Here is a 26,935-nt window from a genome sequence, read left to right as displayed (position 1 = left end):
GAGGGCGATCATAGCCGCGCACAAGTCAGTCAGCCATGCCAGGTTCGTGATGCACTATGGCATCAAGGATCGCCTCGTAGACGCTGCCAGTGTCTTCCTCGATCTCGTTGCTGCTAATGCCTGCGGCCTTGGCGTCCGCGAATAGCTGCTCGGTAAGGTCGGCGACCGAGATGACATCGGCGACAGCCGTTTTAGGGACGTGCTTTGATATCCACTTGTAAGCAAGTCTGTGCCGCGCGCGCTCATTACCCAAACCAACCGTACGTAAGGGGAACCATCGCCACCGCGATCAGGATCGAGATTGGCACCGCGGCTATCAGCGCCGCTTCTAGAGCTCGTGTTTCTTTGTCTCGGAACATTAGGCGCGCCTCATGTAAGCTTCGTTGAAAGCTAACAAGCCGCATGCCCCTGATTCGGTTCCAATGCCTCGACTCATGGGCCTTGCTATCGGCCTTGGCGTTGGCATTGGAATGGCGATCGCGGGCTGACCGTCTCGGTCGCCGGAACCATAACGCGCTAGTTCCGTTGGGTCAGCGAAGGATACCCGACATGGTTGACGATTTGGGCAGGCCACCAGAGACAGTGGGCGGCGTTGTCGCGCGTCGCCTGACGCAAGCAACCGGTATAACTGAAGCCTAAGCCAGCGAGCTTGTCGCCTTGCTGGGGCAGCACAATTGGGCCTCTCTTTTGAGGGAAGCACGGATACTCAAAAAGCCCTAGAGCGTTCGATCTTATCGAGCCCTAGCCGCATCCGCTGGCCTTCCGCATAGGCTAGGGCGTAGGATTCCAGTTCGAAAGTCAGGGTCTTGTTTTGATCGCCGTCGACGACGCGAACGTGCCATTCGCCGCAGGCTTCGACCACTTCAACGCAAGGGTGGACCTTGCCATTCGTCCCGCCGTCCATCGCCGTTGCCTCGTAGCAATGGGGAACCAAGCGAATTTTATAGATCTGCCCCAGTCGGTGTTTCAAGCGGATTCGGTTGTACGTTCACATACCAATTTGTAAGGCCGGCTAGGCATCCATCAACCGACGATCAGGTAAAGCGTCGTCGGATCCGGCGACAGAGCGTCGTATTCAGCCTGTGTCAGTTTGGCGACGCGCTAGACGCCCGCTTTCGAAGTCCGGCTTAGATTCAGCCGCCCATCATCTCCAGAGGCTCGATGAACTTCAGACGCATGCACACACTCGCAAAACGCGACTCAATCAGCGTGTGCTAATTTCCGGAACATTTTACACGAATTGAAAGTTCTAGCAGGCGTCGAAAATCAGGACGACCTTTTAGGAGGGGTGATTCGAATGGTTACGCCACAACAAATCCGCAGTGCGCGCACGCTGTTGGGGTGGACACAAAAGGAACTGTCAAAGGCTGCGGGAGTCTCTGTCACTTGCGTAGCGAATCTTGACCGTGGCGCAACAACCGGCCCTCAGGGAAGGACCGTTTCCGCACTTCAGCAGGCGCTTGAGGCGGGCGGCGTACAGTTTATTGGCGAAACGACGATCATTGGACGGGGCGTTAGGCTTCGAACTTGACCCCAAGCGGCGTTGTGACTGTCCCCGTAGTCGCTGGTACATCCGCAGGTAGACGACGGCGGCAAGGCAAGCCCCACAGATTTCGTTCTTTAGAGGGCCACGCAAAGCGCCAGCACGACGCCGGCCGAAAGCGTCAAGGCGAGCCGGGCAGCCATCAGCCCATGATCAGGTAGAGCGTTGCCGGCTCGGGAGGCGACAGAGCGTCATAGTCTGCTTGGGAAAGAGTTGTGATGCCTCGATCGCCGATGTGACGGCCGGGAAATCGGCAGTAGCGATGTCGTAACTGAACGGCACTGGACGGGACGCACCGCAGCATGTGCCTGGTCCAGCCTGGGAATGGGCCGATGGCCGTATCGGCTGTGAACGTCGTCTTCGTTCCAGATGATGGATCGCCAGGATTGTCGCCAAGTCGCTCGATAGAGCCCGAACCGCTTGTGATGAAATCACGTTGTAGGCAGGGAGGCTGATGACCTCATTGCCCCCGATGGGAAGCGTTTTCATGCCCTTACCTCTTTCGTTGCGTTGTGCATCAGGCCTGGCCCTTCGGTTCAACCTTGGCGATGGTCGCAGCTAGTTGCCGCTCGCGCATCTCGTCGCTCGATCCGGCAAATTCGATGAAGAACTGCCTCACCATCTCATTCGGTAGCGCGCTCTTTCGCCCGAGCAAGCGCCGCCTCAAAGGCGGTCGTGTTGGCCGTGACGGAGCCGGCTTGTTCGGACATGGTGATGTTCTCCGCTTAGGCCGCAGTGGCCAGACGCCCGACGGGATTGTTGGCGAGGATTCATCCTGGTTGGCGTAGAATTTTCCGAGGGCGATCTCGTCAGCGGTAGCCGCTGGGTAAGTGCTGCCGGGGAAGACCTTGACGACCCGGTCCCCTCCTTCACCAGCAAGGGCGTGATCACCGCCTTCTTCTCGAAACGATCGAACGCACGTTCGGCCAGGCCGGTGGCGGCCCTGATATTGTTACGCGCAACGAGCATTGCCGCCTGCGCAGCTTCGGCGGTTTCCTCCGCCTCTCGAATTCTGCTTTTTTTGCTTGGGGGCCTTCTTCTGTTGGGATTTCGCCGCCAACAATGTTCACCGCTAGGCTTGGCATGCGAGTCGCCAACCTGATGCAGAAGTCAGGCATTGGAAAGCTTCGGAGATATCGCGCGCGCAATAGGACTTATGATGGGCTAAAGTGGCCCTAAGGTCCGTCTTCGACGGACCGATCAACGGCCAATGCTTTCGCGCGTATGTCGAGCAGCATCTCGTCACCGTTCTGAAGCCCGGCGACATCGTCGTCATGGATAATCTGGGAAGTCATAAGTCGGCGGCCATGAGGCAGATGATCAAGGCTGCAGGCGCCAGGCTTTGCTGCCTGCCGCCCTACTCTCCGGACCTCAATCCGATCGAGCAGGCCTTCGCCAGACTTTGCCGGGAAGCTACTCGTGGGCCTTGCTAGAGGCCTTGGCGTTGGTATTTGAATGGCGTTGGCCGGCTGAGCGTTTCAGATTGGGTGGGCGCTTGGACACTCAGTCTCACTTGCGACAATGATAATGTGCGGTAGGATACGCTCAGAGCGTGTTCTCATGGCCCGCTTTGGCCGGTGCAGTTGCGCGCCGGCCCCGTTTCGTTCTGGATCCTTACAACTATCGCAATCGCCCTCAGTTCAATCTCTCGAACAGGCAGTAACCCGGAGGATACGATGATGCTCAAGGAGTTTCAGGAATTCATCTCCAAGGGCAATGTGATGGACTTGGCTGTCGGCGTCATCATCGGCGCAGCTTTCGGCAAAATCGTTGATTCACTGGTCAACGATATTATCATGCCGATTGTCGGTGCGATCTTTGGCGGGTTGGACTTCAATAACTATTTTCTCGGCCTTTCCTCAGCGGTCAATGCCACTTCGCTGGCCGACGCCAAGAAGCAAGGTGCCGTCTTTGCCTACGGGAGCTTCATCACCGTGGCGTTGAATTTTGTCATTCTCGCCTTCATCATCTTCCTTATGGTCAAGGCTGTGAACAATCTGCGCAGAAGGCTCGAGCGTGAAAAACCGGCAACACCAGCGGCTCCACCGCCCGCCGACGTCGCGCTACTCACGGAAATTCGCGACCTCCTCGCCAGGAGATAGTCAAAAGCTGGCTTTCTGGAGGAGTCAGGTTATTCGCAGCCGCGCTGTTGGAAAGGGACGGGCACCCGCCTAGCGCCGGTTAGGCGTCGACCGGACGTGTTGCTCGGAAAACCGGCGTCTCAGCTGGAAGTATTCTGATCTAAGGTGCGCGGTTGCCAGTGATCTGGTGATAGGCCCACAGCACAATAACGGCTCCGATGACCGCAACCACCAAGCTGTATATATTGAGGCCGGTAACGCCCGAAGCGCCAAACGCGCTGAAAATAAGTCCGCCGACAATGGCACCGACGACACCGAGCACGATGTCGAGGAGAATACCTTGACCGGTCTTGTTGACTATCTTGCTGCCCAGGAAGCCAGCGATAACCCCAAGGATGATCCAACTGATGATTGACATTCTTCCATCCTCCGCAGGCTCATCATTTTCATAGGATCATCAAAAGCACAAGCCAGCTTGAATATGCGCCGGGATGCGCCATGTTTGCGAAGGGCTTGCTTGGTTGAATGGAGGATTTGGTATGGGACTTTTTGACAACGCCGTTCCTGGCGGAAACATCACCAAACCACTGATGGTCGCGCTCGGTGCGCTTTTGGTGGGAAAAATGCTGAGCGGCCGAAACGCCGGCCAGCCGGATCAACAGCAAAGTCCCGCTCCTTCCGGGACGACCCCTGCCGATGGAGGATTGTTGGGAGGACTCGGAGGCCTTCTCGGCAGGCTGAAAGAGGCGGGCCATGGCAGTGTTGCCGATTCTTGGGTCGGGACCGGGCAAAACCAGCCGATCAATGCGAATGATCTAGGCAGCGCCATAGGGCCCCAAGTTATTCGCGAGATCGCACAAAGGACAGGGATGGACGAGCAGGAACTGCTCAAGCAGCTGTCCGCCGCCTTGCCCGGCATCGTCGACAAGCTGACGCCTAACGGACAGCTACCGCAGCCACACCAGGTCGAGTCGGCCTTCAACAGCTGATTGCATGTAGCCAAGCTATAATCTTTTGATTGGTTGACACCGGAGTGATTCGGACCAGGCTACGATCAACCGACTAGGCGGTTTCTAACTTCTATCTTCTGTCAAAACTTGCCCCGCTTGCTCTTAGCTAGCGGGGTTTTTTGAGAAAATTGCATTCACTCGGCCTAGTATCGATTGCCGTGGCTATGCAGCGGGTCTCGGCCGCTGTGAACTTCAGCCGGACTCCGATGCCGCCGCCGTTCTCCTCGATGAAGACGGCACCAAGTTGTTCAAGGGCAGCCCGCTGTGCCTCCATCGTCGCATCGTCCGGCTTGTCAATCTTGCGCACGAAGTCGTGGATTTCGGCTCTGCCTTTGGTTTATGCCACACGGGTTCTCCAAGCCAAAATGCTCTGGCGACAAACGACCGGTCGGACAACTCTTAGGATCTGTCGACTCGAACGAAGAAAGGAGATTGACATCGCAAGATTTGGCCTCTGGGAACCCTACGCGTGTTCAGGGGTTGGATCGATGGCAAGGAGACCTTCATGACAGACACTTCGGCCGTCACGGCCATTACCTCAATCAACCTCAGCCAATATCTTGGTAAATGGTATGAACTGTGCCGGCTCCCGATTAAATATGAAGATGAAACGGCGACGGACATCACGGCCAACTATTCACTGAACGACAGTGTCAAGGTTCGCGTCGACAACCGCTGTTTCGACAAGCACGGCAAACCATCGCGGGCAATCGGCGAGGCCACTCCGGTCGACGACGCCCGATCCAGGTTGAAAGTAACCTTCTTGCCGAAATACATTCGCTGGATACCGTTCACTAGCGGTGACTACTGGGTCCTGAAGCTCGATCCCGAATACAAGGTGTCTCTCGTTGGTTCGCCCGACAGGCAATATCTCTGGCTGCTCGCACGCAGCCCAGACCTGGCGCAGGATACCCGCGAACGATATCTTGCCGAAGCGAAGCGCCAGGGATTCGATCTCACGAACCTGATCGTCCCTCGCCATACTGGCCGCGAAGTCACCGATGATATGCTGGCCGGCTAATTCCGGAGATTGTCGTCGCCGGAAAGTTCCGCCGTTGGTGCAGCGCTCGCCGACCGGTTGGGCGAGGAACATAGCTGTATGCATTTGGATCTGATCAAGGTGTTATTGTGCCGGCCATGCCTCGGCCGGGCTAGCGGCGCTGTAGCCCCGGCGCCAGGGTGAATGCGCCAGGGCCATTGTGGCATGTACGAAGTACCTAGCATGTCCGCTTATTATCATCGGCTAATATGATCAACAAACTATGAAGGACCAATAATCGGCACGAACGTAGTCGTCAGCGTGTTCGAACAGCCGGGGTTGGCGAACAGCACTGAAAATCAGGACAAGCATAGGAAGCTGGATAAAGAGATCGGCGACAAAGGTGAGGGGCGAGGAGATCGGCCTAAGCCCAAAGCGCTGAGATTTTAGCTGCCCCCTGCTTTGCTGAATACAACTGTGCCGCCCTCCTTGCGAACTTCCACCGCCACGATACCGTCAACCTCCCTGCGAGCGGGAAAAGTCGCGAGGGCATGATGCCGCGCGGCTTTCTCGGCATCGAAGGGCACCTTTTCAACTATGCCCTGTTTGCCGTACCAAATCACCGTGTAGGCCATCGCTGCGACCCTCGCTTTGTCATGAAGAGCGATTATGACCCGCACGCGCCCATCGCGGTACAAATTCGCATTGATATTCCCCCGCTTGGCTCCGAGCTGCGGACTTTTTTGTTTGCGCTCAGAACTTCGCTCGCGACGGCATGTTGAGCCTGCTGGTCCTTGAAACCTTTCGGCTGCTGTCGCGGCCGCGCCACGAGTTGACTTCCGTGAGACAGGAAGCATTTCGCGTCACCGCGTTACACGACGCTGTACGGCCCGAGAACCCTAAATCGACATGATCCGGATCGGCAATGGTTTGTACAGAGGCGGCGAGTTACGGGTTGTCAATCAGCTTTAGCCAAAACAGGATCAGAGTGGAACCATCCAATGTGCTGCTCGAATTGATTCAGGTCAAGGCGACAAAGTGCTAGCGGAGCATTCTCTTGATCGTCATGCGGAGACAACCTGGCCATACACATGGAGAACCGTTCAAGCGAACGGGAATCCAGTCAGGTAAACCAGATTGCCAGTGAAACATGATGGACGAACCTGCGGCACCACCTGGGCGACTCTGGGGTTAAGAGCTGCAAGGTGGGAGCCGTAGGTTCGGTACTTGGCTCACAGCGCTCCGCCGATGGGCGATGAAGAGCGGCGATTGCCCTGCCCCAGAAAATCTGAGGGCGTTGCAGGGCGGCTTTCCGAGGAGGAGACAATGATTGCACGGACGCTATTCGGCGCAGATCCTTTCCGCAACATACGCCGCCTCCAAGACGAAGTGAGCCGACTGGAATTCCCTGCGGTCAATGCCTTCGTAAACCAGGACGGCGTCATCATCACCGCTGAACTGCCTGGGGTAAGATCAGAAGACTTGGACATCTTGATCCACCGAGATTCCGTTACGCTCAGCGGAGAGCGGCAAACCGAAGCTGACGATGCCCGGCGGGCATACCACCGGCGCGAGCGTCGTCAAGGCCGGTTTGCGCGGACTGTGTCATTGCCGTTTGTGGTGGACCCGAACAAGGTTGGAGCAGATCTCCTCAATGGCCTACTGACTCTGGATCTTCCTCGGGCCGAAGAGGACAAGCCAAAGCGCATTCATGTGAAGGCGAGCAAGGAGGCGGGTCATGGCTAAGAGAGAGGCCCCGGGAGCGGGAACGAAGGGAAGCAAGCATTCTCAGGCCACGCCGGCTAGCCAACCGGAATTGGAAGGCAAGCTGCCCGCGGAGCAGGACGCGGGCGAGCGGACCCATGAGAAGTTGGTCTTCGTGCCACGAGTTGACATCTACGAAACCGAAACGGGCCTTGTCGTCGTTGCGGATCTGCCCGGCGTTGGCCCCGAGGGTTTGGAGGTCACATTGGAGAAGCGGGTGCTGTCGATCTATGGCCGCGTCAAACAGGATACGCCAGAGGGCTACAGCCAGGCCTATCGCGAGTATGATGTCGGCGATTTCGAGCGGCAGTTCACTCTCTCCGGGGATTTCGACATCAATGGAATTGAGGCGAACATGAAGGACGGTGTGCTTCACCTCGCCATCCCGAGAGCTCCGGAGGCAGCGGCAAAGCGGATCGAGGTTAGATCGGTTTCCTGACGGTTGAATTGCGCAGACGCCGCGCTCGCCAGCGGTTAGCAGAGCCTATTCCCTGGCTCGCGCCCCGGGTCCTCTCGGTAAACAAGACGGGGGCGCTGTTGTCGGAGGAATATCGTGAACATCCTGATTGTCTATGGAACGACCGAAGGTCAGACGGGGAAAATTGCTGCACGGACGGCAACGCGTATTCGCGAGCGCGGGCACCAGGTGGAGTTGCGTGACAGCGCAGCGCCCGCATCCGATTTGAAGCTCGGACACTTCGACGCGTTCATCATCGCTGCGTCGGTCCACCAAGAGCACCACCAGGAAACCGTCACGAACTTCGTATTTGCGCATCACGACGCGCTGAGCAACAAGCCTTCGGCCTTCATATCCGTCAGTCTTTCGGCGGCGCTGAGGGACCATAAGACGCAAGCTCAAAAATACGTGGATCACTTCGTCTCCGTGACAGAGTGGCAACCATCCATGACCCTCCTTCTCGGGGGTGCTTTGCGCTTCAACAAATACGATTACTTTCAGGAGCAGTTCGTCAAATTCGTCGTTATGAAGAGCGGCGATCCAAGCCCGGAGCGCGATCACGAATTCACTGACTGGAACGCACTCGCTGACTTCGCTGATCGATTTCTTGAGACAGCCGGTTAGATGATCAGCCCACGATATACAGTGGTACTTCCTTCACTGTGTTAGCCGCTGTCGTGCAAGAAACATGACGTATAGCAGCCTTGTCCGCGGGCGGTCGCGACCCCAGTGCGTCTGTTTGGCGGTCCCCGCAATAGTCTTATCCGACTCTGCGCGGCATCTCGGCACCATCACAAACCTGTACACAGGCGAAGGGCGATGGCTACCGCTTGGCAATAGGGAAGGCCACCACGTTTCCACGATCACGAGACTGGATTTCCCGATAGAGCATCACAGACAACACCATTTCAGCGCTGCCTGCGGCTATTATAGCGGGTAGCGAATCCAAAAGTCTTTCGAGAGAAGCGTCGTTCATTTCAGAAACTTGGGAGTTCATGTCTTCAATGCACTCGACAAGGGTAGCCAGCAGTTCCGCAGGATTTCTTCGCGTGTTTGAAGACATCAAACCTACCGTATAGAAGCTAGCGAATTAGATGGGCAACTCTCATGCCGAGGCCGACGGTGAATTCGCCATGGTTAGCGGCGAAGTCCCACCCAAAAAAACCTGCCCAGCCAAAAAGCAGAATCGAAAAACGCATAATCGATTTCTAAATTAGACATCTTGAATAATAATTAAGCGATGGCTTGTAAACAAACGTTCGCCCCTCGATGTCAGAGGCAAAATATAAAGGACGGTTTAGCGGTTCATTCATATATGCGTGCTTTCTAATTTATCCCATGGCATTCAACGGCTTTGTCCAGATTCGGCGTATTGCAACGGCCCGCGGCACAAGTGGAAATGTTGCCATCATTGCCGCCCTGGCCTTGCCAATGGTTGTCGGCGCTGCCGGCTTTGGTGTCGAGACCTCTTACTGGTACTACAACAGCCTGAAATTGCAGGCGACGGCCGATGCCGCGGCCTATGCCGGCGCGCTCGAACAGATCTCTGGGTCCGATAAGCCGACGGTCATCGCGGCCGCGACTCGGTCGGCGGCCACGAACGGGCTGGGCTCGGGCACGATCGTCGTTAATACGCCGCCGGTGTCCGGGCCGAACACGGCGAAGAAAGCGGTCGAGGTCATCGTCGCCCAGAACCTCGACCGAATTTTCACCTCGATCTTCACGCAGGGTCAGGTACCCGAGCAGGCGAGAGCTGTGGCGCTGATTACCAACGCTTCGAAGGCCTGCATGCTCGCGCTCGACCCATCCGCTTCGCAGGCAGCGCTGTTTTCAGGAAACACCAGCGTGAAAGTCACAGGCTGCTCAGTGATGGCCAATTCTATCGCATCTGACGCCATCAAGCTCCAGGGCTCGGCGAGCCTCCAGGCTGATTGCCTGATTTCGGGAGGCGGTGTCTCGCTCAGCAATCCCGTTACGACCGTCTGCCCGGCCCCGATAACCCAGGCGCTGCCTGCCGCAGATCCATTTGCCGACCTGCCCGCTCCCGCGGCTTCGAATCCCTGTCAGAACGCCAACAAATCAAGCCTGGCGCCGGGTACTTATTGCAACGGGCTCAGCCTCAGCGGCAACGTCACATTGCAGCCTGGCGTCTATGTCATCCAGGGTGGCGACTTCAAAGTGAATGCGAACGCCAACGTCTCAGGCAACGGCGTCACCATTTACTTCGCCGGTGCCTCGCGTGTCTCGATGAACGGCAACGCAACCGTTACCCTGAGCGCACCGACGTCCGGCACCTATTCCGGCGTGCTGATGTATGGTGACAGGACGGGCACCGGCGGACAGAGCACCTTCAACGGCACGGCGACCTCGCTGCTGACTGGTGCGCTCTATTTCCCCAAGCAGCAGGTGAATTATCTCGGCAATTTCGCTGGCCAAAACGGGTGCACCCAGGTGGTTGCCGATACGATCCAGTGGTCCGGCAATTCAACCATCAACCAGGATTGCACGAGCCTCGGAATGCGAGACATTCCAGCGACGCAGTCCGTCGCGCTGGTCGAGTAGCTGTCCGTGGAGCGCCGATCAAAACGGATCCTTGGCGACGATACGGGCGTCGCGGCGGTCGAGTTCGCGATGATCCTGCCGTTCCTGTGCGCGGCGCTGCTCGGCATCATCGACGGCTGGTCCTATGTGACGAGTTCGCTGTCGATGCGCGCCGGCGTGAAGACCGCCGCGAACCTGATCATGGAAGGATCGACCAATGATACGGCGACGCAGGCCGTTGCCATTTCAAGCTGGGAGAAACGGCCTGCGGACGGCCAGGTCACGCTAAGCCGGATCTATATGTGCGGGACGACCGTGGTAGACGCCTCCACTCTGTGCAGCGGGCCAAAGGTGCCGTCGGTCTATGTTCAGATCCAGGCATCGGCCACCTGGACGCCGCCCTTCACCTTCGGGGTCTTTTCCGCCTCCAGCGTCATCGGCCATCTGGAGGTGATCCGTGTCCGCTAGGGCGAGGGGGTTCGGGCGGGATCGATCAGGCGGATCCGGGTTAGAGTTCGCGCTGATCGCACCGTTCCTCATCATATTGCTGTTCGGGATCTTCGCCCTGGGCTGGTCGATGCATTCGGTCTCCAGCGTTCGCTATACGCTGGAGACATCATCGCGCTCGCTGCAGCTTCAGAACACGCTGACCCAGGCCGACATCCAATCGATCGCCACGCAGAAATTGCAGGCCTTGGGTTTGAAGGATGTGAACGTGACGATCGCCATAGACCCGGCAAGCGGCGGTTTCCGCATGGCGCATCTCACCGCCACCTATGCGTTCGTCGTCGATTTCCCTTACCTCAATAGCTTTCCCATCAACTACGCAACAACCGTTACCGTGCCGTTGGTCGGTAGCTAAGAACAGTCGGGCCAAGCAGCCGCGACTCCTGTCGCGAAAAAGGTCATCAATATTCGCTTGCGCTAATATAAAAGTGACGTTACGTCACTCCGGGGCATCTTGGGGATGCGCAACCGTGGGGAAATACGATGAGAGTGGTTATAGTTTGCGCGGCGCTCGTGATCGCTGCGACTTGTGTCGCCGTTGCCAAGGAGAAGAAGGTGGGGGTCAGTGATGCTGCGGCCCTGTGCTCTACCAAACATTCGAGCAAGAAGCCGAGGCCAGCGCTTGACTGCAGCTTGACCGGAACAGCCAAATTGCCGGATGGAACAAAGCCGGAAAAGCCACGGTTGGGATATGACACCAACCCGTGGATTATAACAACTGGCCTGTAGGGCCTGTCCGGCAAAGATGTCGCCGTTCTTCACCGACTAAAATCAAAGAAGGGAAATTCGAACTGAAGCCATTATCCCTCTCCCCATAGGGCCTCGTCGAGATCATGTGGCAGACCATACTCAATGCCCCCTTCTTTTATAGCCTCGAACTGGGCGTTCTGGATGAGGACGAGATCCACGTGCTCGTGTTCCCTTGCAGACGCACTGTCGACGGATGGAAAGACGCAATAACCAGCCGTTTCGTGGATGTGATGCCTACCCACTGAATTTTGGCGCGACGCTAATGCGACTCTCCATTCTGCTTTTTTGCTTGGGAGCCTTCTTCTGTTGGGATTTCGTCGCCAACAATGGCGAATTCACCGCTAGGCTTGGCATGCGAGTCGCCGACCTGATGCAGAAGTCAGGTATTTGAAAGTTTCGGAGATATCCACGCGCACAATAGGACTTATGATGGGCTAAAGTGGCACCAAGGTCCGTCTAGAAAGCTGCGAGCGTCGCTGCATATATTGGGAATGGTGGGGGGCTGATCGACGGAAAGCTAATGATGCAGAGGTCAGCCGAATTCCTATCAGCGCTGGACGCCGTCATAGACGAGACAAAGGCGCATATTCGCAGAATGGACGACCTGACGCTTCAAGCTCTCGCCGCGAACCTGCCGCCCAGATCGCCTGCCGGTACCGCCGAAATGCTGATGTTGTTGCTGGTCTTCCGAGAGGCCGAAAGCCGGGAGAGAAGGAACCAAGGCGCTAAGGTTCTTATATTTCCCTCAGCTTAGAAAATGGCAGGACTAAAGTCTTGCGCCAGTTCGCTTGTCGAAGACGCTCACGATGTAGGTTGTGGCCGGCTTGTCGCTGAATTATCGGCTCTGTGATGAACACCGGTGTCTCGACGAATGGTCTGAACCGGTTCCGGTTTTTCTTCGGTCGCCTTCGTCGCGGGCGTGGACCTATTGAAAAGCACAAATCCCAGCAGCAGATTATCCAACCTGCAATACGATCAAAGTGAGGAAGGTCCAGGCCAGCGCTTTCAACAACTAGACTCGTTGCAAGGTAAGTCCAGATCGCCACTACGGCCGTAGTGGTGAACATCCCCACCAGAAATCGCGGAAAAAACATTCGTTTTCAGTACCGCTATATGGACAGAAGCCGATCCCTACCAGCCTGGTCCTAAGTGAGTGGTTAAAATTTCACTAAATTAGCAATAGCTCATGGTCCTCGCAATCGGCCTTGGCGTTGGCATTGAAATGGCGATCGCGGGCTGACCGGCAAGCAAGTTTTCGTTCGGATATTGTAGACCGCTTGACGAAGCCGCCCACGGCGCCAGAATCGTGGCATGGCGAAGGGCATCAAGGCCGGCGACGAGGTTGCGATCACAGCGATCGTGCGGAAGCGCGTGACCGAAGATCGTGTCAGCGTCTCGATCCCACACTATGGGGTTTCCGCACTCGATAGTGGGCAGGGCATCGACGCAGAGCGGGCTAGTTGAACTAGACCAAGCGGCCCTTGCTGAGGCCGCGAAGATATCCCGACGTCCTTTCATTCGAAAAGGGGCAACGCGTTCCAGGGGCAACCTGGACGCCATCCGAAGCGGCCGGCGTCGAGTTCATCCCCGAGAATGGCGGCGGCGCCGGGGTGAGGCTGCGGAAGGGCGAACCGGAGTAGCCTCGTCTATGTGCTCTTGCTTCATGTCTCGCCGCCGCCCATAGACCAGCCTGAACACAAGCGCGAAGTACCCGACCTGCAACAAAACCGCAGCGATAATGGACCAGGCAACAGCCTTCCAGACAGATCCTGTGGCCACATAGACCCAAGCCCCGACGACGCCAGACGACGTCAGCATTCCCACCAGAAACTGCGGAAAATACATCGCCTGGCCAATCCCGAGAACAGGTATATAAGTTGTAACTAATTTAGTTAAATTACAAGTACCGGCCCATGTAGGTTGTGGCAGGCTGGTGTCGGGCATCTTTTCCCCTTGGGCAGTCGAAAGCCCGCGCCACTCGGGGATGCGCGGACCGATCGGAGACCGATCTTCGGCAAGGGGACGCGGGCACCACCCTATCGCTTAGGAATGACTAATGTTCCGTCAAGCGGAGGGTCAGGCGCGGAAGTAGGCACGTTAGGTGCGACTAACTTATCTCTTTCGCCGTTGCTGGCACCGTAAGTGTGTTAGCCGGGGCTGGCAGTCTGTGACGGATTTCAGACGGTTTCGATGCCCTCGCTGTGGGGGTACAGGTAAAATCTTTGATTGCAGCGAACGGGTAGCCTCGGACGGAAAATGCTGCCCGCGAGGCACACACCGAACAGGCTGTCCCGGCAAGACCGTCACTTGCCCACCTGTCTTGGGACAGGGTTGCGGCGCCGGCAGATTTGACCTGCAACGGTTTATTCAGACTTTCTAATTTAGCATTGGGACCGTTGGCGCCAAAATCACTAGGCGCGGCCGTTGTCGTCTAAAAGGAAGAGCCCGGTCGCGCCCCCCGCACCGGGCTTTTTCTCCCTGGTAGTGTAGCCGGTCGGGCTGGTATCGGCGGTATAGACCAAGCCAACGTGTTCCCGTTGACCGGTCTTTTGCGCCACCTAGACAGAGGCGCATCACGCCCGACATTGTAGAAAATATCGCGGGGTTTCCGAGCGGGGGGAAAGGCGGTAGCGCTCTCCCGCTACCATCAATACAGCGTTAGGCGCCTCTCCTGGTTTGCGGATTGCCAGGTTGAGGAGCTCCGCCAGCGCGCCGTGGACCTTTAGCTCAATATGCCCCCTGCCCTCGGTCGGAATGATCTCGATCGTGGCAACTAGCGAACGGACAATCCTCGCTGCCTCGTGACGCTCGCTTTCGTCGGATTGCAGCGTCCGCTGGAGTTCTGACACTTTCCGGCGATAAGCCTCGACCGCCGCCGGATGAAACTCCACGATGCTCTCAGCGGCTGCAATGGCTTGTAGCTCTCGCGCTAGACCTTCCTTCTCGCTCTCAAGGTCCAGCAACTTCGATCTCATGCTGGCCGTCGAGACACCGTCGGCAATGGCATCGACGATATTGGCAATCTGCCTGTCGATGCCGATGAGCCGCTTCTCAGCTTCCTTATTCCGTTGGCAGTTCATGGCATTCAGCCGCTTTTGCTCGGCGTGATATTCGGCAAGGAAGCTTGCGATAGCATCTGGCGCCAGCAATCGCCGCTGGACGCCAGCAAGCACACGCTTTTCGAGGTCGCCAACACGGATCGTCCTGCTGTTGGTGCAGGTTCCTTTCTCACGATGCGCAGCACAGGCCAGTTGGTCTTGATTCTTCACGGTGTAGGAAGCGCCACAGCAGCCGCACCGTACGAGCCCTGAGAACATATGTTTCGGCCGTCGGCGATTATGGAGTTTCGCACCTCCATATAGCTTCTTGCGAGCTTGGGCTGCTTCCCAGAGCGCATCATCCACGATGCGTAGATGCGAGACCTCTATGACCTGCCACGCTTCGGGCGGGTTCGGCCGCGAGATGCGCCTGCCGGTTTCTGGGTCTTTGACCATCTTTATACGGTTGAAAACGAGCAGACCGATATAGATTTCGTTGTAAAGGAAGCCGCTTCTTCGCTTGAGATTGCCGTTGATCGTCGAGGCGCCCCAAGCGCCACCAAAGGGCGATGGGATACCTTCTTTGTTGAGATCAGCAGCTATCGCACGCGCTGATCGACCGACCGCGAACTCCTGAAAGATTCTGCGCACGACCTGGGCTTGATGCTCATCGATCTCGCGCAGACCGCGGATCGGTTCGCCGCTTTCATCAAGCTTTTTGACCACGCGATAGCCATAGGAAAGGCCGCCAGCTGCATAGCCATTCAATATTCGTCCGCTTTGTCCGCGCCTGATCTTAACCGCAAGGTCACGCAGGAAGAGCGCGTTCATCGTTCCCTTGAGGCCGACATGAAGTTCGTCGACTGCACCCTCGGAAAGGGTGACGAGATTGACGCCGGCGAAGCGCAGCCGTTTGAAGAGACCAGCCACATCTTCCTGGTCGCGTGAGAGGCGATCAAGCGCCTCGGCAAGAACGATCTCGAACTGCCCGCTTTGAGCATCACTCAGCAGCCGCTGAATGTCTGGTCGACGGACTATGCTTGCACCAGAGATGGCAGCATCGGCATAGGTCCCAACGACAGTCCATCTCTCTTTAACTGAGTGTTCTCGGCAAAGTCGCAGTTGGTCCTCGATGGAGGCCTCGCGTTGGTTGTCGGACGAATAGCGGGCATAGAGTGCAACACGGGTCATGGCGGCGGATCCTCTCTCCTGTTCCCAGAGGGTTTGCCATCCGGCACCCTGCCCTCTCCCTCTCGGCGGCCCGGCCGATTGTCGTTGGCCGCCAGCCCCGCCTCGAATGCCTCCCGCGCCAGCTGCCGGCCGATCAGCCGGGCGATATCCAGCACGACCCCATCCAGCTTGGCCGCCACCATGGTTTCAGGGCAACCTTCAAGGCCGGCGAGGTCGCCGTTGTCGTTCGCCGGAGCCAAAGCCTGTGAGCCAGTCCTGGTTTCCTCTGCCATTGCGGTCTCCCAACTATGGATCGATCCGCAATCAGAGTCCTTCGGACTGCCAAGGAAAGCACGAAGTTCATATCGTAGGGCCACAGCGTGCAATGACTTGCGTCGTGCGGTTTCGTCTCAATCATTAAGGTCGGGCTGCAGGCGACAAGTGGGAACGTCCTGATGCTGACATCCAGGCGCGCCATCACTTCAGAAGGCGTGTGGGAAGTCCGCTACATCGCCAGACTGCTCCGCCTCGCCCTCCTCTTTCAGAGCGGCGACCAGCTTGACGGCGGACTCCCAATGCTTGGCGATATCGCTCCGCGTCCTTTCCCGGCTCCCGCAACAAACCGGCAAACCTCCCGCGATCGCCTTCAAGTCACGCAGCACGGAACCTATGTGCGGCCACGGGAAGTCGGTAGGGTCGCCGATATCTCGATCAGCGCCGACGATCATTTCCAACTTGGCGATGACGCCGACGAGCGATGTAGCCGCGACTTCGGGGATCGAATCTTGGAGCTTAAGAGCTTCGGTCATCGCAAAGACCTCGGCTTCGCAAGCTATGGCATGCTCAGAGTCTGGAACCCTAGTAGACACTGATAGTTGCCACGGCATCGGCTCGCCCGCAGTCAATACCTGAATTCCGGTATTAGCGATCATTCGCGCCTCCATCCGCTGCTGAATTCGACACAACAGCAATGAGGCATATCGAGCTCGTTGCCACTCGCTCCATAGTCTCAAAGCGGAATCTGTGGCTTGGGGCCCGGGCCTCTCGAACTCATCGCGTTGGCGACCGATGACGAAAGGCAAAGTCGTGGTATTGTCGGAATCAATCACGATCCGAGCTCCAATCAGCTTGGGTTGTGGTCAGGCCGAGCGACGTGTTCGTGCACGTTGTTCGGCCGCAAAGCGCAAACCACAATTTACGTACATACCGTACATTACGGACATAGTCATTGTCAAACACGCCCGATGCTATTGATAACAAAACTGAGCGCTTCGAACTGCGGCTTACGAGTGACTTGCTTGCCCGCGTTGACGAATGGCGCCGAAATCAGCCCGATCTACCCACCAGATCGGAGGCCTTCCGACGACTTGTCGAGGCTGGTCTAGGCTCTAAGCCAGTCGGTAATCCAGAACCAGGCGGCACATAACTCAAGAGGAACTGCGGCCTCATCGCCGGCCATATAAGTGCCCTTGAACGCGCTGATGTTTCAGCAAGCGTGCTTGGGCGCATCGCCGACGCGTTAGGAATGGAGCTGGAAGCACTCATTCGCAAAGCGAACGGCAGTCACTCAGAATAGGTCCGCGCGTAGCCGCTCGCGAGCGCGCCGTAAACAGCGCCGTAGCGAGCGAGCAGCGGGTTTGCGCCTCATCCCGGCCATAGAGGCAAACCTTCCCTCTGCCCGGAAGCGGACATCGCGGGTGACGATGGCTGTTGCCGTGACCAAGCCTTAACCGGACCCTCACCGCCGGTGTTCGCCTCATTTGCCGAGTCAATCTGATGCCCTCGACTAGTATCAGTAAAATGCGGAGGCGGCGTCGATTTTCTGCAAATTCTAGAGCTTATCATATCCGAAACGCTCGAAATCTTCGACGAAGAGTTCGTTTATACGGTCTAGTGCCCGCCGAGACATTCTCCCGGCATATTTGTAGGGGGCACCCGTCGGTTGTTCAGGCTCATGTTCGGAGATATTTGATAGCTGAATAGCCGGCGGCTTAATGTCCACGTAGTCGCAAAATCGATGGAAGTCGTCCTCGAATTGCTCGACTTTTCCCACAAACCCTGCGAGCTGCTGGCCATTCACGTGCGTCCAGTAGTGGCAGGGGTGCAGGACCATGTTTGTGTTGCAGCCGGGTTCATATACTTCATATTCGGGCAATAAGTTGATCCAAGCGTCAAAATTGAAACCTGATGATATAACTCGAGACATGTTGGCGGCGATCTGCGCTCTCACTAACTGTGTGATCCATGATGGTTCAATTTCTAATTGTGGTTGCTCTTGAAAGTCCCTCTGTATTTGAATAAATCCTGAATAAGCACGGTCGTAAGGGTTCCTGACAAAAGCTCCTACTTTGTATCCTAGTTTGCCTTCGGGAAGCGCTGTCAAATCAGCGAGGGTGGCATGTTGAGTTACAACGCGATTGAGGAATCTATTGAAATAAAAGAAACGGGGGTACTCGCCCTCATTGTACTGACCTAGACTTGCGTGACACGTAGAACTCGCAGTCTTCCACGGCGACATCAGGATAAATCTCTTTGAGTGCGCTATAATCATCTGCCACCGCCGCGCTCGATGATTGAAACGTCGGGAGTGTGCATTTCGCGCGGTCCATGCTGGGCGGATGTTTGCAGGCGGATGTCCGCCCACGGGCTGGTAATTGACATTGAATCACGAGGGAGCAATGCCGCAGCTAGTACCCCATAGCCAACTGCGAAAATCAAGAACCTGACAGGCTCAAGGTCTCGGTCGATAACCATCCCCTCGATCTGAGGCGTCCAGCCAGAGCGACGAAAACCGTCGTTGTCAGCATGATGGTCCCAATGACAGGGCAAATTTACCCTAGATTTGGCTCTGGTTGACTAAAGATTGGTCGTCGATGGTCGCAGCATTCGTCATTAGGGTGCGACCGAACCACCTGAGAATCATCTTTCTGGCCGGACCTTCGACTAAATGCAGTGCTGTTGATGCGGCAAGCACGGTGATCAGAAACACCCCAATCGTCGTTGGTCGTGACAGGTCGTCCAATATCTGTGGGTGCCCGACAAAAAACCTGATGACGAGCTGGTGTGTCAGGTAGATGGCGAATGAAATCTCGCCAAGGAACCTCACGGGCCGGCAGGCGAGCACTTTCGCCAACGGCCCGGTGCTCGACGCCAGAATAACAAGTAGCAAGGCCGCCGGAACGGAAGGGGAGAGTGTCTGGGCCGTCCAATACTGCATTGCGCCCGAGCGCATGAATGGCTGTAGGATCACGTTGATCCAGTGAACCCCCCAAGTCAGCAGCAGGACGCCGATCAGTTCGATGGCGGCCCATGTGCCAAATCTAAAATGGGCAAGATCGTTGCTGGAACGCGACCACAGCAATGCCGCCGTCATGCCGAGACAAAATTCGAAGATTCTTGCGGCCGGGTTGACCATAACCAAGCCCTGTACGACGACATCTTTCCCGCCGCTGTAAAAGGGCAGCCCAAGTCGCGAGGCAAGGAGACCAATCGCCGACGAAGCTATAAAGCATGCTGCCAGCTTCCAGGGCCATGTCGACTCGAAACTGCGGATTAGAAACGGAAAGGCGAGATAAAAACCCATCTCGGTAGAGATGCTCCAGCTGACCGCATTGTAGCTGAAAAAGTAATCGCCGGTTGGTACCCAGCTTTGCAGCAACAGGACATTTGCGAAGAAATACGAAGCAACGAATGGCACACCTAATGCCAGCCCTGCCAGCAGGGTCACCAAATGTGCCGGGAAAATCCTGGCAATTCTGCCGATATAGAATTGACGTGTTTCGCCCAGCTTATTCAGCGAAGGGTAGGAATAGGTCAGGACAAATCCCGACAAAACGAAAAAAACGGTGACGCCGTTAGCTAGGTTCCAGCCTTGAAACGCTGTAACCGGCACACCGAAGTTCCCCTGGATGTGATGAAGGACAATGGCAAAGGCGGCGAAGAATCGCAAACCAGTGAGCGGAAGGATTAGCGCTCTCGGATGATTTTGTCCGCCCATGTGCCATTTAACTGACTGCGTGTAGGAAGTGAAGACCATGGTCCGTGCCTTTTTTGAGGTTCCGTAGACCGGTAGCTCAAACAGAAAGGCACTGCCAAACCGCCGGTCGTCGTGAACGGAGAGATCCTAGAGATAGAGATCCGCGCAGCCAGCAAGCTGTGACCCGACAGCGGTCGATCAACAGCGCGCTATGCCTGTGTCTACAGCGAGTTTTGGGAGATTCGGTTTTTCGGCTAGGCTCGTTTTCGTAGAACAACCATGTCCTGCCAGCCCCGCACTCCGCCCGGAATAAATTCGACTACTTCCATGCCAGAGGCCTTCGGCCACTCCTCGTGGATATACCGCTCATGCGCGAAGCTATGGCCGTAGTCGTCGCCCGCTTTGGCCACTGCCAGAGTTTTTGGGTCGCAACGGATATACTGAAAGCCCTTGATTTCAAGATCATCGCGCATTCGTTCTGCATCAGCTTTGCGTAGCCGAAACATCCCCTGATGAGTCTCGGAGTCCACAATAATGTTGATCGCGGGATACCCGTGCGTGCTTAGAATTGCAACGCCGCCAGGCGCCAGGACGCGCCCGATCTCGGTAAGCCATGCCTTTGAAGCTCCCTCAGGCAGGTGCGTGAAGATCGAAAGGGAATAGACCATGTCAAAGCTGCCATCGTCATAATCGAGTGGCGGTCTCTCCCTGTTCGAGACTGTTTTTACGCCCCTCAAGTTCTCTTGGCACCACGCAACAGTGGCTGCATTGATATCAGTACCGGAAATATCGATTTCAGGGACCTGCCCGAAAAATCGGGTCATCCGGCCACAGCCGCACCCGAAATCAAGAATCCTCGCATTGTCGGGTGTCGGCCCAGCATGCCGCAGATACGTGCTCATGAACTTGCTGGCATCGACAATGCCTGTCCAAAGGAACAAGGCCTCACTGGAGGCTGCAACAATCGATCTCAGACTGTACGGCGGTATGGGCGGAGCCACCTTTTTTAGATCATCGTTCGTCGCGACGCCGACCGAATGTGCCCATTCTAAGATTCGATGAGGGCCTAGCATGTAGGACAGGGTTTCGATGCTGGGGTCTTGCGCGCGAATCTTTTCATATTGAGCCCGAAACGCGGGCGTAGTGCATCGTTCCAGAAAATTCACCTCAAACCACCTGAACATCGATACTTGCCCCGAAACGGTAACGAGGAGGTCGCCACGTAGTCAATCCCTGCGCTAGTACCAGAATCCCTTCTCGCGAAGGGTCGCAAGAGATCAGATCGTCCTCTTCCGGAGCGTGATCCGGATATCGAGGCAAGCGCCATCGGGGATTTCCGACGTCGGCCATGTAAGCGCAAAGGCATTCGAGAGCATCGTCTTCTGCCGAATCATGAGATCACGGGTCCGAGTCATCAAGCGCACGTCCTGCTGCTCTACGCTCTTGATCGGAACGAACCGCATTTGACGGCCGGTGCATCACTTCGCAGATCGCTTTCGCAACAGAGCGCGCGCGACGCTCTGATAATGTCAAGCTGTCAAACCAATATGCTTTGACGCACTGGCGCAGTCAGGGTACGGAACGACTCGGGAACGGCCACTCGCACTCTTGCCCAACAAGAATTGCGGTTCAATATTCTGTTCCCGCAATCGCAGTTAACCGTGTTCGGGAACAGCACAGTATATCAGCATGTCATCTAAATTAGTAAAGCCTAACGTTGTAGAGCGCCATCTGATTCTTGGTGGAAGCGGCTTCATTGGCCGACATGTTGCTGCGATCTTGGTACAAAGTGGGTGCGAGGTCGTTTTGGCCGGCCGCTCACTTTCGAAGCCGACATTTGCTCCTGCACTTGACGGGCGAGTCGGATGGCGTAATTTCGATCTCGCAAACGCGCAATGGGATAGCCTGATCGACGGGGTCACGGTAATTCACCACTATGCATGGTCATCCGTCCCTGCCAGCGCCAACAGCGATCCCACCCTTGATCTGTCAACCAATGTCGCGCCAACACTGGGTTTGCTAGAGGCGCTCCGAAAAAAAGGATCGCAGGCACCAAGGCTTATCTTCGCTTCGTCCGGTGGTACGGTTTATGGCAAACTGCTGCGCGTTCCGGTGCACGAAGATCACCGTTTGAATCCGATCACCGCCTACGGGGCTGGTAAAGCCGCTGTTGAACTGTATCTAGGCACCTATCGAGCTCTCTACGGGCTCGATTGTCGTGTGGCGCGTCTAGCCAATCCGTTTGGAGCAGGGCAGAATTTGGCAAAAGGCCTAGGTGCGGTAACCACGTTCCTACACCACGCATTGTCGCAGCAACCAATAGTCGTCTGGGGCGATGGCGAAGTCATACGTGATTTTATTCACATCTCCGACGCAGCGGCAGGCTTGGTCGCGCTGGCCCGCGCACATCCGCTAGACACACATCATGTATTCAATATCGGGAGTGGCGAGGGCGTCAGCCTTAACGGGGTGATTGCCGAGCTTGAAACAAAACTCTGCCACAGATTGGACGTTCGCTATGAGCGCGGTCGGGAATTTGATGTTCCAGTGAGCGTGCTCGATATTTCGCTCATTCGGGAGACGCTGGGGTGGCAACCTATCCTCTCCTTTTCGGAAGGCTTGAGCCAAACACTCGCTGATCTTGGTGGTAGTGTAGCGCATCGTGACAGGTCAGCTGTAAGTGGCGCCGCATTAGACCGGTGAGAGGAATTGGCGACAATCAAATGGGCGAGATATTCGAACGGGTGCTGCCGCGGCAAGCACTAGAGTGGACCGGCGAACGGTTGACAACCGCTACAGCGGGTCAGGTAGAGATCGAGCACCTTCATCGCTATTTTCTTGCCCGGGCTCTTTGTCGTGACCTGGATGTTGTCGATGTTGCATCAGGCGAGGGCTACGGCTCCGCTCTCCTGGCCCAAGTCGCGCGATCGGTCGTTGGCATCGAGTTGTCGGAGGAGGCGGTAGCGCACGCCCAGGGGGGCTATGTCGCTCCCAACCTTCGCTATCAGCAAGGAGACGCTCGCAAGTTGCCTTTGGAAGACGCGAGTGTCGACGTGGTCATATCGTTCGAAACGCTTGAGCATTTTTTTGAGCATGATCTGTTCATTGCAGAGGTTCAGCGGGTTTTGCGGCCAACTGGTTTTCTCATCCTTTCGTCCCCTGAACGAGATGTCTATTCTCCGCCCGGAAGCCCTGCTAATCCCTATCACGTGCACGAGCTTTCGCGTGTGGAGTTCGAGGCCCTGCTGAAGGGAGTGTTCCGCAATGTCTTGATACTCCTTCAAAGACCGCTACTCGGATCAACGCTTATCGCAGATGACGAGGCTGGAATTTCGAGAACGCTAACGTTCGAGCGACGAGGAGAAACGCATTACGAGGGCAGTCACGGGTTGCCTCGACCGTCTTACAATATTGCGGTTGCGTCGGTATCAGAACTTCCAAGTATTCCTAATTCGCTGTTCATCGAAACGAGCGAGATCGGTGAAATACTGGCCCAAGCAAAGAGTGCCGCCGCCGCTCATGCAGAGATTCGCAAACACATGGAGCAGACGGAATTGCTGGCTTCCGGTCTCCGCCGGGAAATTGAAACGGCTAGTGAAACCATCAAAGCTCAAGTCGAACGAGCCGAAAAGGCGGAAGCTGCTTTGGCCATGGCTCAGTCCGAAACGCATGCCGCTCACGCAGATCTTCGAAGTCACATGGAGCAGACGGAATTGCAGGCTTCCGGTTTCCGCCGCGAAATTGAAACGGCTAGTGAAACCGTCAAAGCTCAAGTCGAACGGGCCGAAAAAGCCGAAGCCGCTTTGGCCCTAGCCCAGTCGGGGTATGTTGTTGACGTTGAGGGGCCGCTGGGCACCGCCGGGAATGCCAAGGACCAGCAGCAGCCCACCGGGACGTTTGATTCGACGGCAACCGAAATTCCGCTTCCGGCATCCGAACGCTTGGCTGAACTCGACGGGTTGCGATCCGAGTTGGCTCAAGTACGCGCTGAACTCGCCGCGGCATGTTTGCAGCGGGACGTTTTGAGAACGTCTTTCCGGGGCCACGCGAACCTTCTTACTGAATGGCGTCTCAGGCAAGCCGCCGAGGCCCAAGAATTGCGCCAGCGAAATGCCGAGTGCGAAGGCCGAGCTGCGGATTTGGAGCGCAGGGCTGCCGAATGGGAGCAGCGCTACTTGGGCCTGCGCCGCCGCCTCGAGGCCATTCTGAAGCGCTTTGGTATACTTGGCGCGGCCCGGCTTTTTCCCCGCTCGCTCCGCGCCTTTGTCCGTAATCGTGTTCTTGGACCGGGACGCACATGATGGATAGTCGCGAAAGCACATTGGCTGATGAAATTCGCCGCGAATTCCTCGATATCCTGGAAACAGCACGGTTTGTAGATGCCGACTATTACCGTTCCGCCCTTAACCGGCCGGAACTGCGGGATCCAGCGGGGCACTACGCCGAAATTGGCTGGCGGATTGGATTGGAGCCAAATGCGCGATTCAACGGCGATTTCTTGCGTCCCTTCTACGAGACGGCAGGGATGTTCAAACCGCCTGCCTATGTCTGGTTAGAACTTTCGGCTCTGGGAGGGCAGCTGCCCGCGAATAGGCACGAAGCCGAAGATCTTGCTGCAGCCTTGCGAGTGTCGCCGTACTTCGATGCAGAATTTTACGCCCGCCGTTTACCTGCCGGTATGGATCCCGCATTGCACTATGCGGTGGTTGGTGAGCCGATGGGCTGGCGCGCATCGCCTCTGTTTGATTCAGCTTATTATCGGGAACGTTATCCAGAAGTCGCGAGCGCTGGGTTTTCGCCTCTTTTGCACTACGAACGCCATGGCAGGCGCGAAGGTCGGCGAGGAGTTTCAGTCGTTGATAGATTAGAGTTTTCGTCCTTGCCGCAGTCCGAAAAGCCTGTCGTGCTTTTGATTTCGCACGAGGCTTCGAGAACAGGTGCGCCGATGCTGGGCTGGAACCTTGCCCGAAAACTAGCAGAAAGGGCAACGGTGGTTTCCCTGATGATGCGCGGTGGAGAACTGGAAAAAGACTTCATCGCCGTTGCCGCCTCGTCCGTTGGACCGTTGACATGGGAGGACTGGAACTGGGCGGACGCGACCCGGTTGGCCAGGCGGATCACCGAGGAATTCAGGCCGCTTTATGCCATCGCCAACAGCATAGAGACGCAGATCATGGTGCCTGCCTTGGCGTCTTGTGGGGTGCCAAGCGTTGCTTTGGTGCATGAGTTTGCCGCCTACACGCGTCCTGTGGCCAAGATGCGTAACGTTTATGACTGGGCGCAGAATGTCGTATTTCCTGCCGAGATCGTTGCGCAGTCTTCTTACGATGCCTTTCCTGGCCTCGAAAGGCGCCCGGGAATTCATATCATGGCTCAGGGGCGCAGCGATCCGCCGCCAGTGTCCTCAGCCGATGAGCCGGCTGACAAAGAAAGTGGCGAGTTCCTGTTGCGTTTGCGACCCGAAGGTGAGGAGGACTCCTTTCTCGTGCTTGGCGCGGGCATGGTGCACATTCGAAAAGGCGTTGATCTTTTTATAAGCACAGCTGCGACAGCAAAGCGGCTGCGGCCGAATGTTCGCTTTCGATTTGTCTGGATCGGTCATGGGTACGATCCAGAGCATGACAGTGGCTACTCGGCTTATCTCGCCTACCAGATAGCCCAGTCAGAACTGGGAGATACTTTGGTGATCCTTGATCCGGTATCGGACCTGGAACCTGCATATGCCGTTGCAGACGCCTTCCTTCTCAGTTCTCGTCTTGATCCGCAGCCAAACGTAGCCATCGATACAGTTCTGCGTGGCATCCCGACTGTGTGCTTCCAAGGAGCCTGTGGGACGGCGGAAATCTTGGGGGCCGATGCTGCGACCCGTCCTCTCATTGCGCCTCACCTCGATACTTATGCCGCAGCCGCCATCTTGTGCGGGTTGGCGGACGACCGCCACAAGGCAAAAGCCCTTGGAGCGGAAGTGGCGCGAGTTGGACATGCGGCCTACAACATGAGTGCCTATGTGCAACAAATCGAAGAGTGGGGCAAAACATCTGCGGCAGCACTTCATGACGAGGATCTTGCCACCCTGATGGCGGCTGCTGCTGTCGATATCGAAATGGTTCTTCCTCCAGGTATGGCGCCCGTTGCCGAGTTGGAGGCGGAGCGGCGCACGCTCCTGCAATGGAGCATCATGGGCCTTGGGGGCGATTCGACAGCCAATCCACAGTTCCGTCGTCCTTGTGCGGGCTTCAATCCGCAAAGCTATGCACATGCGAATCCAGACGAGTGCGGACCGGGAAAAGCTCATCCCTTAGCCCATTGGCTCCGCGCCGGCCGCCCCGCCGGCCCCTGGTCCCGGGACGTTTTCAATCCTGGCGACGGCATTTACCTGCCGTTGGAAGCTATGCCACGTATAGCTCTTCACGCCCATTTCTACTATGAAGATCTGGCTGATGACCTGGCCTTCCGGCTCAAGCGTAACCGCACGCGCTGCGATTTGTTCCTGTCCACAGACACCGACGCGAAATCCAGACATCTTCGTGATGCGTTCGGCGACCACCACGGTTCCGTTGAAATCGCAATCGTTCCCAACAGAGGGCGAGATGTGGGACCGCTTCTTACTGAATTCTTGCCGCGGTTGCTTGATGGTCGCTACGATCTAATCGGGCACGTGCACGCCAAGAGGAGCGTGGGCACCGACGCGGCCATGGGTGAGGCATGGCGCCACTTCCTTTGGGAGAACCTGGTTGGTGGCGAACACGCGATGCTGGACCTGGCTGCGGCGGTCTTCGCATCGAAACCGGCGGTAGGTCTTTTGATGGCCGAGGATCCACACCTCGTCGGTTGGAACGACAACAGGGAGATCGCTGAAGATTTGGCGAGACGGATGGGCATCGGCATGCCGCTGGCAGACTTTTTCGATTTCCCGCTCGGAACCATGTTCTGGTGCCGACCAAAGGTATTGCTTCCGCTTCGCGAACTGGGTCTCGATTGGAATGATTACCCATCGGAGCCCGTTCCTTATGACGGCACCGTCCTCCATGCGATCGAGCGCTTGATGCCGTTTGTTGCGCGCAAGGCAGGATTTGATACCGCCGGTTTGCGCGCGCCCGGCACGAGTTGGTAACTGAA

At 56.7% G+C, this 26,935-nt stretch carries 28 protein-coding genes and 1 pseudogene; 15 read left to right on the top strand and 14 right to left on the bottom strand.

The window, feature by feature from the left end:
• Positions 1-25: 25 nt before the first annotated feature.
• From JG747_RS37800 to JG747_RS37795, 3 genes are all read right to left on the bottom strand, one after another.
• Positions 26-253, bottom strand: coding sequence for a DUF768 domain-containing protein (locus tag JG747_RS37800; protein WP_446720613.1), 228 nt, complete (start codon positions 251-253; stop codon positions 26-28).
• A 453-nt stretch (positions 254-706) separates the two neighbouring features.
• Positions 707-970 (bottom strand): hypothetical protein, encoded by a 264-nt coding sequence (locus JG747_RS11240; RefSeq protein ID WP_244748370.1) that lies wholly within the window; start codon positions 968-970, stop codon positions 707-709.
• 53 nt (positions 971-1,023) lie between these two features.
• On the bottom strand, positions 1,024-1,089 hold the full coding sequence (locus JG747_RS37795) for a phage upper tail fiber protein (protein ID WP_446720470.1): 66 nt from the start codon (positions 1,087-1,089) through the stop codon (positions 1,024-1,026).
• 208 nt (positions 1,090-1,297) lie between these two features.
• Between JG747_RS37795 and JG747_RS11235 the strand changes: the two genes are divergently transcribed.
• Positions 1,298-1,531, top strand: a complete 234-nt coding sequence (locus tag JG747_RS11235) for a helix-turn-helix domain-containing protein (RefSeq protein WP_202361793.1) — start codon at positions 1,298-1,300, stop codon at positions 1,529-1,531.
• Between the two features lie 154 nt (positions 1,532-1,685).
• On the opposite strand, the gene JG747_RS37790 is transcribed toward JG747_RS11235, so the two are convergent.
• Complete coding sequence (locus JG747_RS37790) at positions 1,686-1,847, bottom strand: phage upper tail fiber protein (protein ID WP_446720462.1); 162 nt, start codon at positions 1,845-1,847, stop codon at positions 1,686-1,688.
• Positions 1,848-2,727: 880 nt separating this feature from the next.
• Here JG747_RS37790 and JG747_RS11230 point away from each other — a divergent pair.
• Together JG747_RS11230 and mscL are read left to right on the top strand one after the other, a co-directional pair.
• Positions 2,728-2,946, top strand: a pseudogene (locus JG747_RS11230) (transposase); the annotation flags it as partial.
• 276 nt (positions 2,947-3,222) lie between these two features.
• On the top strand, positions 3,223-3,645 hold the full coding sequence (gene mscL / locus JG747_RS11225) for a large conductance mechanosensitive channel protein MscL (protein WP_202362264.1): 423 nt from the start codon (positions 3,223-3,225) through the stop codon (positions 3,643-3,645).
• A gap of 139 nt (positions 3,646-3,784) precedes the next feature.
• Here the strand turns inward: mscL and JG747_RS11220 are convergent, their stop codons facing one another.
• Positions 3,785-4,042, bottom strand: coding sequence for a GlsB/YeaQ/YmgE family stress response membrane protein (locus JG747_RS11220; protein WP_202361792.1), 258 nt, complete (start codon positions 4,040-4,042; stop codon positions 3,785-3,787).
• 121 nt (positions 4,043-4,163) lie between these two features.
• On the opposite strand from JG747_RS11220, the gene JG747_RS11215 reads away from it, so the two are divergent.
• Positions 4,164-4,613 carry a YidB family protein gene (locus JG747_RS11215; protein ID WP_202361791.1) on the top strand — a complete coding sequence of 150 codons (450 nt, stop codon included), beginning with the start codon at positions 4,164-4,166 and terminating at the stop codon, positions 4,611-4,613.
• 127 nt (positions 4,614-4,740) lie between these two features.
• On the opposite strand, the gene JG747_RS11210 is transcribed toward JG747_RS11215, so the two are convergent.
• Complete coding sequence (locus JG747_RS11210; protein ID WP_202361790.1) at positions 4,741-4,941, bottom strand: hypothetical protein; 201 nt, start codon at positions 4,939-4,941, stop codon at positions 4,741-4,743.
• 198 nt (positions 4,942-5,139) lie between these two features.
• Between JG747_RS11210 and JG747_RS11205 the strand changes: the two genes are divergently transcribed.
• Positions 5,140-5,655, top strand: a complete 516-nt coding sequence (locus JG747_RS11205) for a lipocalin family protein (protein WP_064981652.1) — start codon at positions 5,140-5,142, stop codon at positions 5,653-5,655.
• A 404-nt stretch (positions 5,656-6,059) separates the two neighbouring features.
• On the opposite strand, the gene JG747_RS11200 is transcribed toward JG747_RS11205, so the two are convergent.
• Complete coding sequence (locus JG747_RS11200) at positions 6,060-6,248, bottom strand: hypothetical protein (protein ID WP_147377464.1); 189 nt, start codon at positions 6,246-6,248, stop codon at positions 6,060-6,062.
• Positions 6,249-6,939: 691 nt separating this feature from the next.
• Here JG747_RS11200 and JG747_RS11195 point away from each other — a divergent pair.
• From JG747_RS11195 to JG747_RS11185, 3 genes are all read left to right on the top strand, one after another.
• A complete protein-coding gene (locus JG747_RS11195) occupies positions 6,940-7,359 on the top strand; it encodes an Hsp20/alpha crystallin family protein (protein WP_064981654.1) in 420 nt (139 codons plus the stop codon).
• 70 nt (positions 7,360-7,429) lie between these two features.
• Positions 7,430-7,816 carry an Hsp20/alpha crystallin family protein gene (locus JG747_RS11190; protein ID WP_244748369.1) on the top strand — a complete coding sequence of 129 codons (387 nt, stop codon included), beginning with the start codon at positions 7,430-7,432 and terminating at the stop codon, positions 7,814-7,816.
• Between the two features lie 114 nt (positions 7,817-7,930).
• Positions 7,931-8,458 carry a flavodoxin domain-containing protein gene (locus tag JG747_RS11185; protein WP_202361788.1) on the top strand — a complete coding sequence of 176 codons (528 nt, stop codon included), beginning with the start codon at positions 7,931-7,933 and terminating at the stop codon, positions 8,456-8,458.
• A gap of 199 nt (positions 8,459-8,657) precedes the next feature.
• Here the strand turns inward: JG747_RS11185 and JG747_RS11180 are convergent, their stop codons facing one another.
• Positions 8,658-8,897 carry a hypothetical protein gene (locus tag JG747_RS11180; RefSeq protein WP_202361787.1) on the bottom strand — a complete coding sequence of 80 codons (240 nt, stop codon included), beginning with the start codon at positions 8,895-8,897 and terminating at the stop codon, positions 8,658-8,660.
• Positions 8,898-9,172: 275 nt separating this feature from the next.
• Here JG747_RS11180 and JG747_RS11175 point away from each other — a divergent pair, with 275 nt between their 5' ends.
• The 4 genes from JG747_RS11175 to JG747_RS11160 all read left to right on the top strand — a co-directional run bounded on the left by JG747_RS11175 (position 9,173) and on the right by JG747_RS11160 (position 13,096).
• On the top strand, positions 9,173-10,396 hold the full coding sequence (locus JG747_RS11175) for a pilus assembly protein TadG-related protein (RefSeq protein ID WP_202361786.1): 1,224 nt from the start codon (positions 9,173-9,175) through the stop codon (positions 10,394-10,396).
• Positions 10,397-10,402: 6 nt separating this feature from the next.
• Positions 10,403-10,843 carry a TadE/TadG family type IV pilus assembly protein gene (locus JG747_RS11170; RefSeq protein ID WP_202361785.1) on the top strand — a complete coding sequence of 147 codons (441 nt, stop codon included), beginning with the start codon at positions 10,403-10,405 and terminating at the stop codon, positions 10,841-10,843.
• Entirely contained in the window at positions 10,833-11,237 is a 405-nt protein-coding gene (locus JG747_RS11165) for a TadE/TadG family type IV pilus assembly protein (protein ID WP_202361784.1), read from the top strand. Before JG747_RS11170 ends, JG747_RS11165 begins: the two co-directional genes overlap by 11 nt.
• A 1,706-nt stretch (positions 11,238-12,943) precedes the next feature.
• Positions 12,944-13,096, top strand: coding sequence for a hypothetical protein (locus JG747_RS11160; RefSeq protein ID WP_202362399.1), 153 nt, complete (start codon positions 12,944-12,946; stop codon positions 13,094-13,096).
• A 1,109-nt stretch (positions 13,097-14,205) separates the two neighbouring features.
• Here the strand turns inward: JG747_RS11160 and JG747_RS11150 are convergent.
• The 6 genes from JG747_RS11150 to JG747_RS11125 form a co-directional block, all read right to left on the bottom strand.
• The gene (locus JG747_RS11150; protein ID WP_202361783.1) at positions 14,206-15,861 is read right to left on the bottom strand and encodes a recombinase family protein; all 1,656 of its coding nucleotides are present in this window, start codon (positions 15,859-15,861) and stop codon (positions 14,206-14,208) included.
• Positions 15,858-16,133 carry a hypothetical protein gene (locus JG747_RS11145; RefSeq protein WP_202361782.1) on the bottom strand — a complete coding sequence of 92 codons (276 nt, stop codon included), beginning with the start codon at positions 16,131-16,133 and terminating at the stop codon, positions 15,858-15,860. Before JG747_RS11145 ends, JG747_RS11150 begins: the two co-directional genes overlap by 4 nt.
• 189 nt (positions 16,134-16,322) lie before the next feature.
• Complete coding sequence (locus JG747_RS11140; protein WP_202361781.1) at positions 16,323-16,772, bottom strand: hypothetical protein; 450 nt, start codon at positions 16,770-16,772, stop codon at positions 16,323-16,325.
• Positions 16,773-17,671: 899 nt separating this feature from the next.
• Positions 17,672-18,358, bottom strand: a complete 687-nt coding sequence (locus JG747_RS11135) for a sulfotransferase family 2 domain-containing protein (protein ID WP_244748368.1) — start codon at positions 18,356-18,358, stop codon at positions 17,672-17,674.
• A 318-nt stretch (positions 18,359-18,676) separates the two neighbouring features.
• Positions 18,677-19,876 (bottom strand): acyltransferase family protein, encoded by a 1,200-nt coding sequence (locus JG747_RS11130; protein ID WP_202361779.1) that lies wholly within the window; start codon positions 19,874-19,876, stop codon positions 18,677-18,679.
• A gap of 194 nt (positions 19,877-20,070) precedes the next feature.
• Positions 20,071-20,982 (bottom strand): class I SAM-dependent methyltransferase, encoded by a 912-nt coding sequence (locus JG747_RS11125; protein ID WP_202361778.1) that lies wholly within the window; start codon positions 20,980-20,982, stop codon positions 20,071-20,073.
• A 523-nt stretch (positions 20,983-21,505) separates the two neighbouring features.
• On the opposite strand from JG747_RS11125, the gene JG747_RS11120 reads away from it, so the two are divergent.
• The 3 genes from JG747_RS11120 to JG747_RS11110 are packed head-to-tail and all read left to right on the top strand — an operon-like array spanning position 21,506 to position 26,930.
• The gene (locus JG747_RS11120; protein WP_202361777.1) at positions 21,506-22,519 is read left to right on the top strand and encodes an NAD-dependent epimerase/dehydratase family protein; all 1,014 of its coding nucleotides are present in this window, start codon (positions 21,506-21,508) and stop codon (positions 22,517-22,519) included.
• 20 nt (positions 22,520-22,539) lie between these two features.
• A complete protein-coding gene (locus JG747_RS11115; RefSeq protein ID WP_202361776.1) occupies positions 22,540-24,117 on the top strand; it encodes a class I SAM-dependent methyltransferase in 1,578 nt (525 codons plus the stop codon).
• Positions 24,117-26,930 carry a rhamnan synthesis F family protein gene (locus JG747_RS11110; protein ID WP_202361775.1) on the top strand — a complete coding sequence of 938 codons (2,814 nt, stop codon included), beginning with the start codon at positions 24,117-24,119 and terminating at the stop codon, positions 26,928-26,930. The genes JG747_RS11115 and JG747_RS11110 overlap by 1 nt, the downstream gene beginning before the upstream one ends.
• Positions 26,931-26,935: the final 5 nt, after the last annotated feature.

The sequence above is a fragment of the Mesorhizobium sp. 131-3-5 genome (assembly GCF_016756575.1).
Taxonomy (GTDB): Bacteria; Pseudomonadota; Alphaproteobacteria; order Rhizobiales; family Rhizobiaceae; genus Mesorhizobium; species Mesorhizobium jarvisii.
This window is presented reverse-complemented; position numbering and strand designations above follow the sequence as displayed.

Coding starts and splice junctions, on each gene's coding strand:
- JG747_RS11235 (WP_202361793.1), top strand. CDS start 1,298: ATGGTTACGCCACAACAAATCCGCAGTGCGCGCACGCTGTTGGGGTGG.
- JG747_RS37790 (WP_446720462.1), bottom strand. CDS start 1,847: ATGCTGCGGTGCGTCCCGTCCAGTGCCGTTCAGTTACGACATCGCTAC.
- mscL (WP_202362264.1), top strand. CDS start 3,223: ATGCTCAAGGAGTTTCAGGAATTCATCTCCAAGGGCAATGTGATGGAC.
- JG747_RS11220 (WP_202361792.1), bottom strand. CDS start 4,042: ATGTCAATCATCAGTTGGATCATCCTTGGGGTTATCGCTGGCTTCCTG.
- JG747_RS11215 (WP_202361791.1), top strand. CDS start 4,164: ATGGGACTTTTTGACAACGCCGTTCCTGGCGGAAACATCACCAAACCA.
- JG747_RS11205 (WP_064981652.1), top strand. CDS start 5,140: ATGACAGACACTTCGGCCGTCACGGCCATTACCTCAATCAACCTCAGC.
- JG747_RS11200 (WP_147377464.1), bottom strand. CDS start 6,248: ATGGCCTACACGGTGATTTGGTACGGCAAACAGGGCATAGTTGAAAAG.
- JG747_RS11195 (WP_064981654.1), top strand. CDS start 6,940: ATGATTGCACGGACGCTATTCGGCGCAGATCCTTTCCGCAACATACGC.
- JG747_RS11180 (WP_202361787.1), bottom strand. CDS start 8,897: ATGTCTTCAAACACGCGAAGAAATCCTGCGGAACTGCTGGCTACCCTT.
- JG747_RS11175 (WP_202361786.1), top strand. CDS start 9,173: ATGGCATTCAACGGCTTTGTCCAGATTCGGCGTATTGCAACGGCCCGC.
- JG747_RS11160 (WP_202362399.1), top strand. CDS start 12,944: ATGGCGAAGGGCATCAAGGCCGGCGACGAGGTTGCGATCACAGCGATC.
- JG747_RS11150 (WP_202361783.1), bottom strand. CDS start 15,861: ATGACCCGTGTTGCACTCTATGCCCGCTATTCGTCCGACAACCAACGC.
- JG747_RS11145 (WP_202361782.1), bottom strand. CDS start 16,133: ATGGCAGAGGAAACCAGGACTGGCTCACAGGCTTTGGCTCCGGCGAAC.
- JG747_RS11140 (WP_202361781.1), bottom strand. CDS start 16,772: ATGATCGCTAATACCGGAATTCAGGTATTGACTGCGGGCGAGCCGATG.
- JG747_RS11135 (WP_244748368.1), bottom strand. CDS start 18,358: ATGTCGCCGTGGAAGACTGCGAGTTCTACGTGTCACGCAAGTCTAGGT.
- JG747_RS11130 (WP_202361779.1), bottom strand. CDS start 19,876: ATGGTCTTCACTTCCTACACGCAGTCAGTTAAATGGCACATGGGCGGA.
- JG747_RS11120 (WP_202361777.1), top strand. CDS start 21,506: ATGTCATCTAAATTAGTAAAGCCTAACGTTGTAGAGCGCCATCTGATT.
- JG747_RS11115 (WP_202361776.1), top strand. CDS start 22,540: ATGGGCGAGATATTCGAACGGGTGCTGCCGCGGCAAGCACTAGAGTGG.
- JG747_RS11110 (WP_202361775.1), top strand. CDS start 24,117: ATGGATAGTCGCGAAAGCACATTGGCTGATGAAATTCGCCGCGAATTC.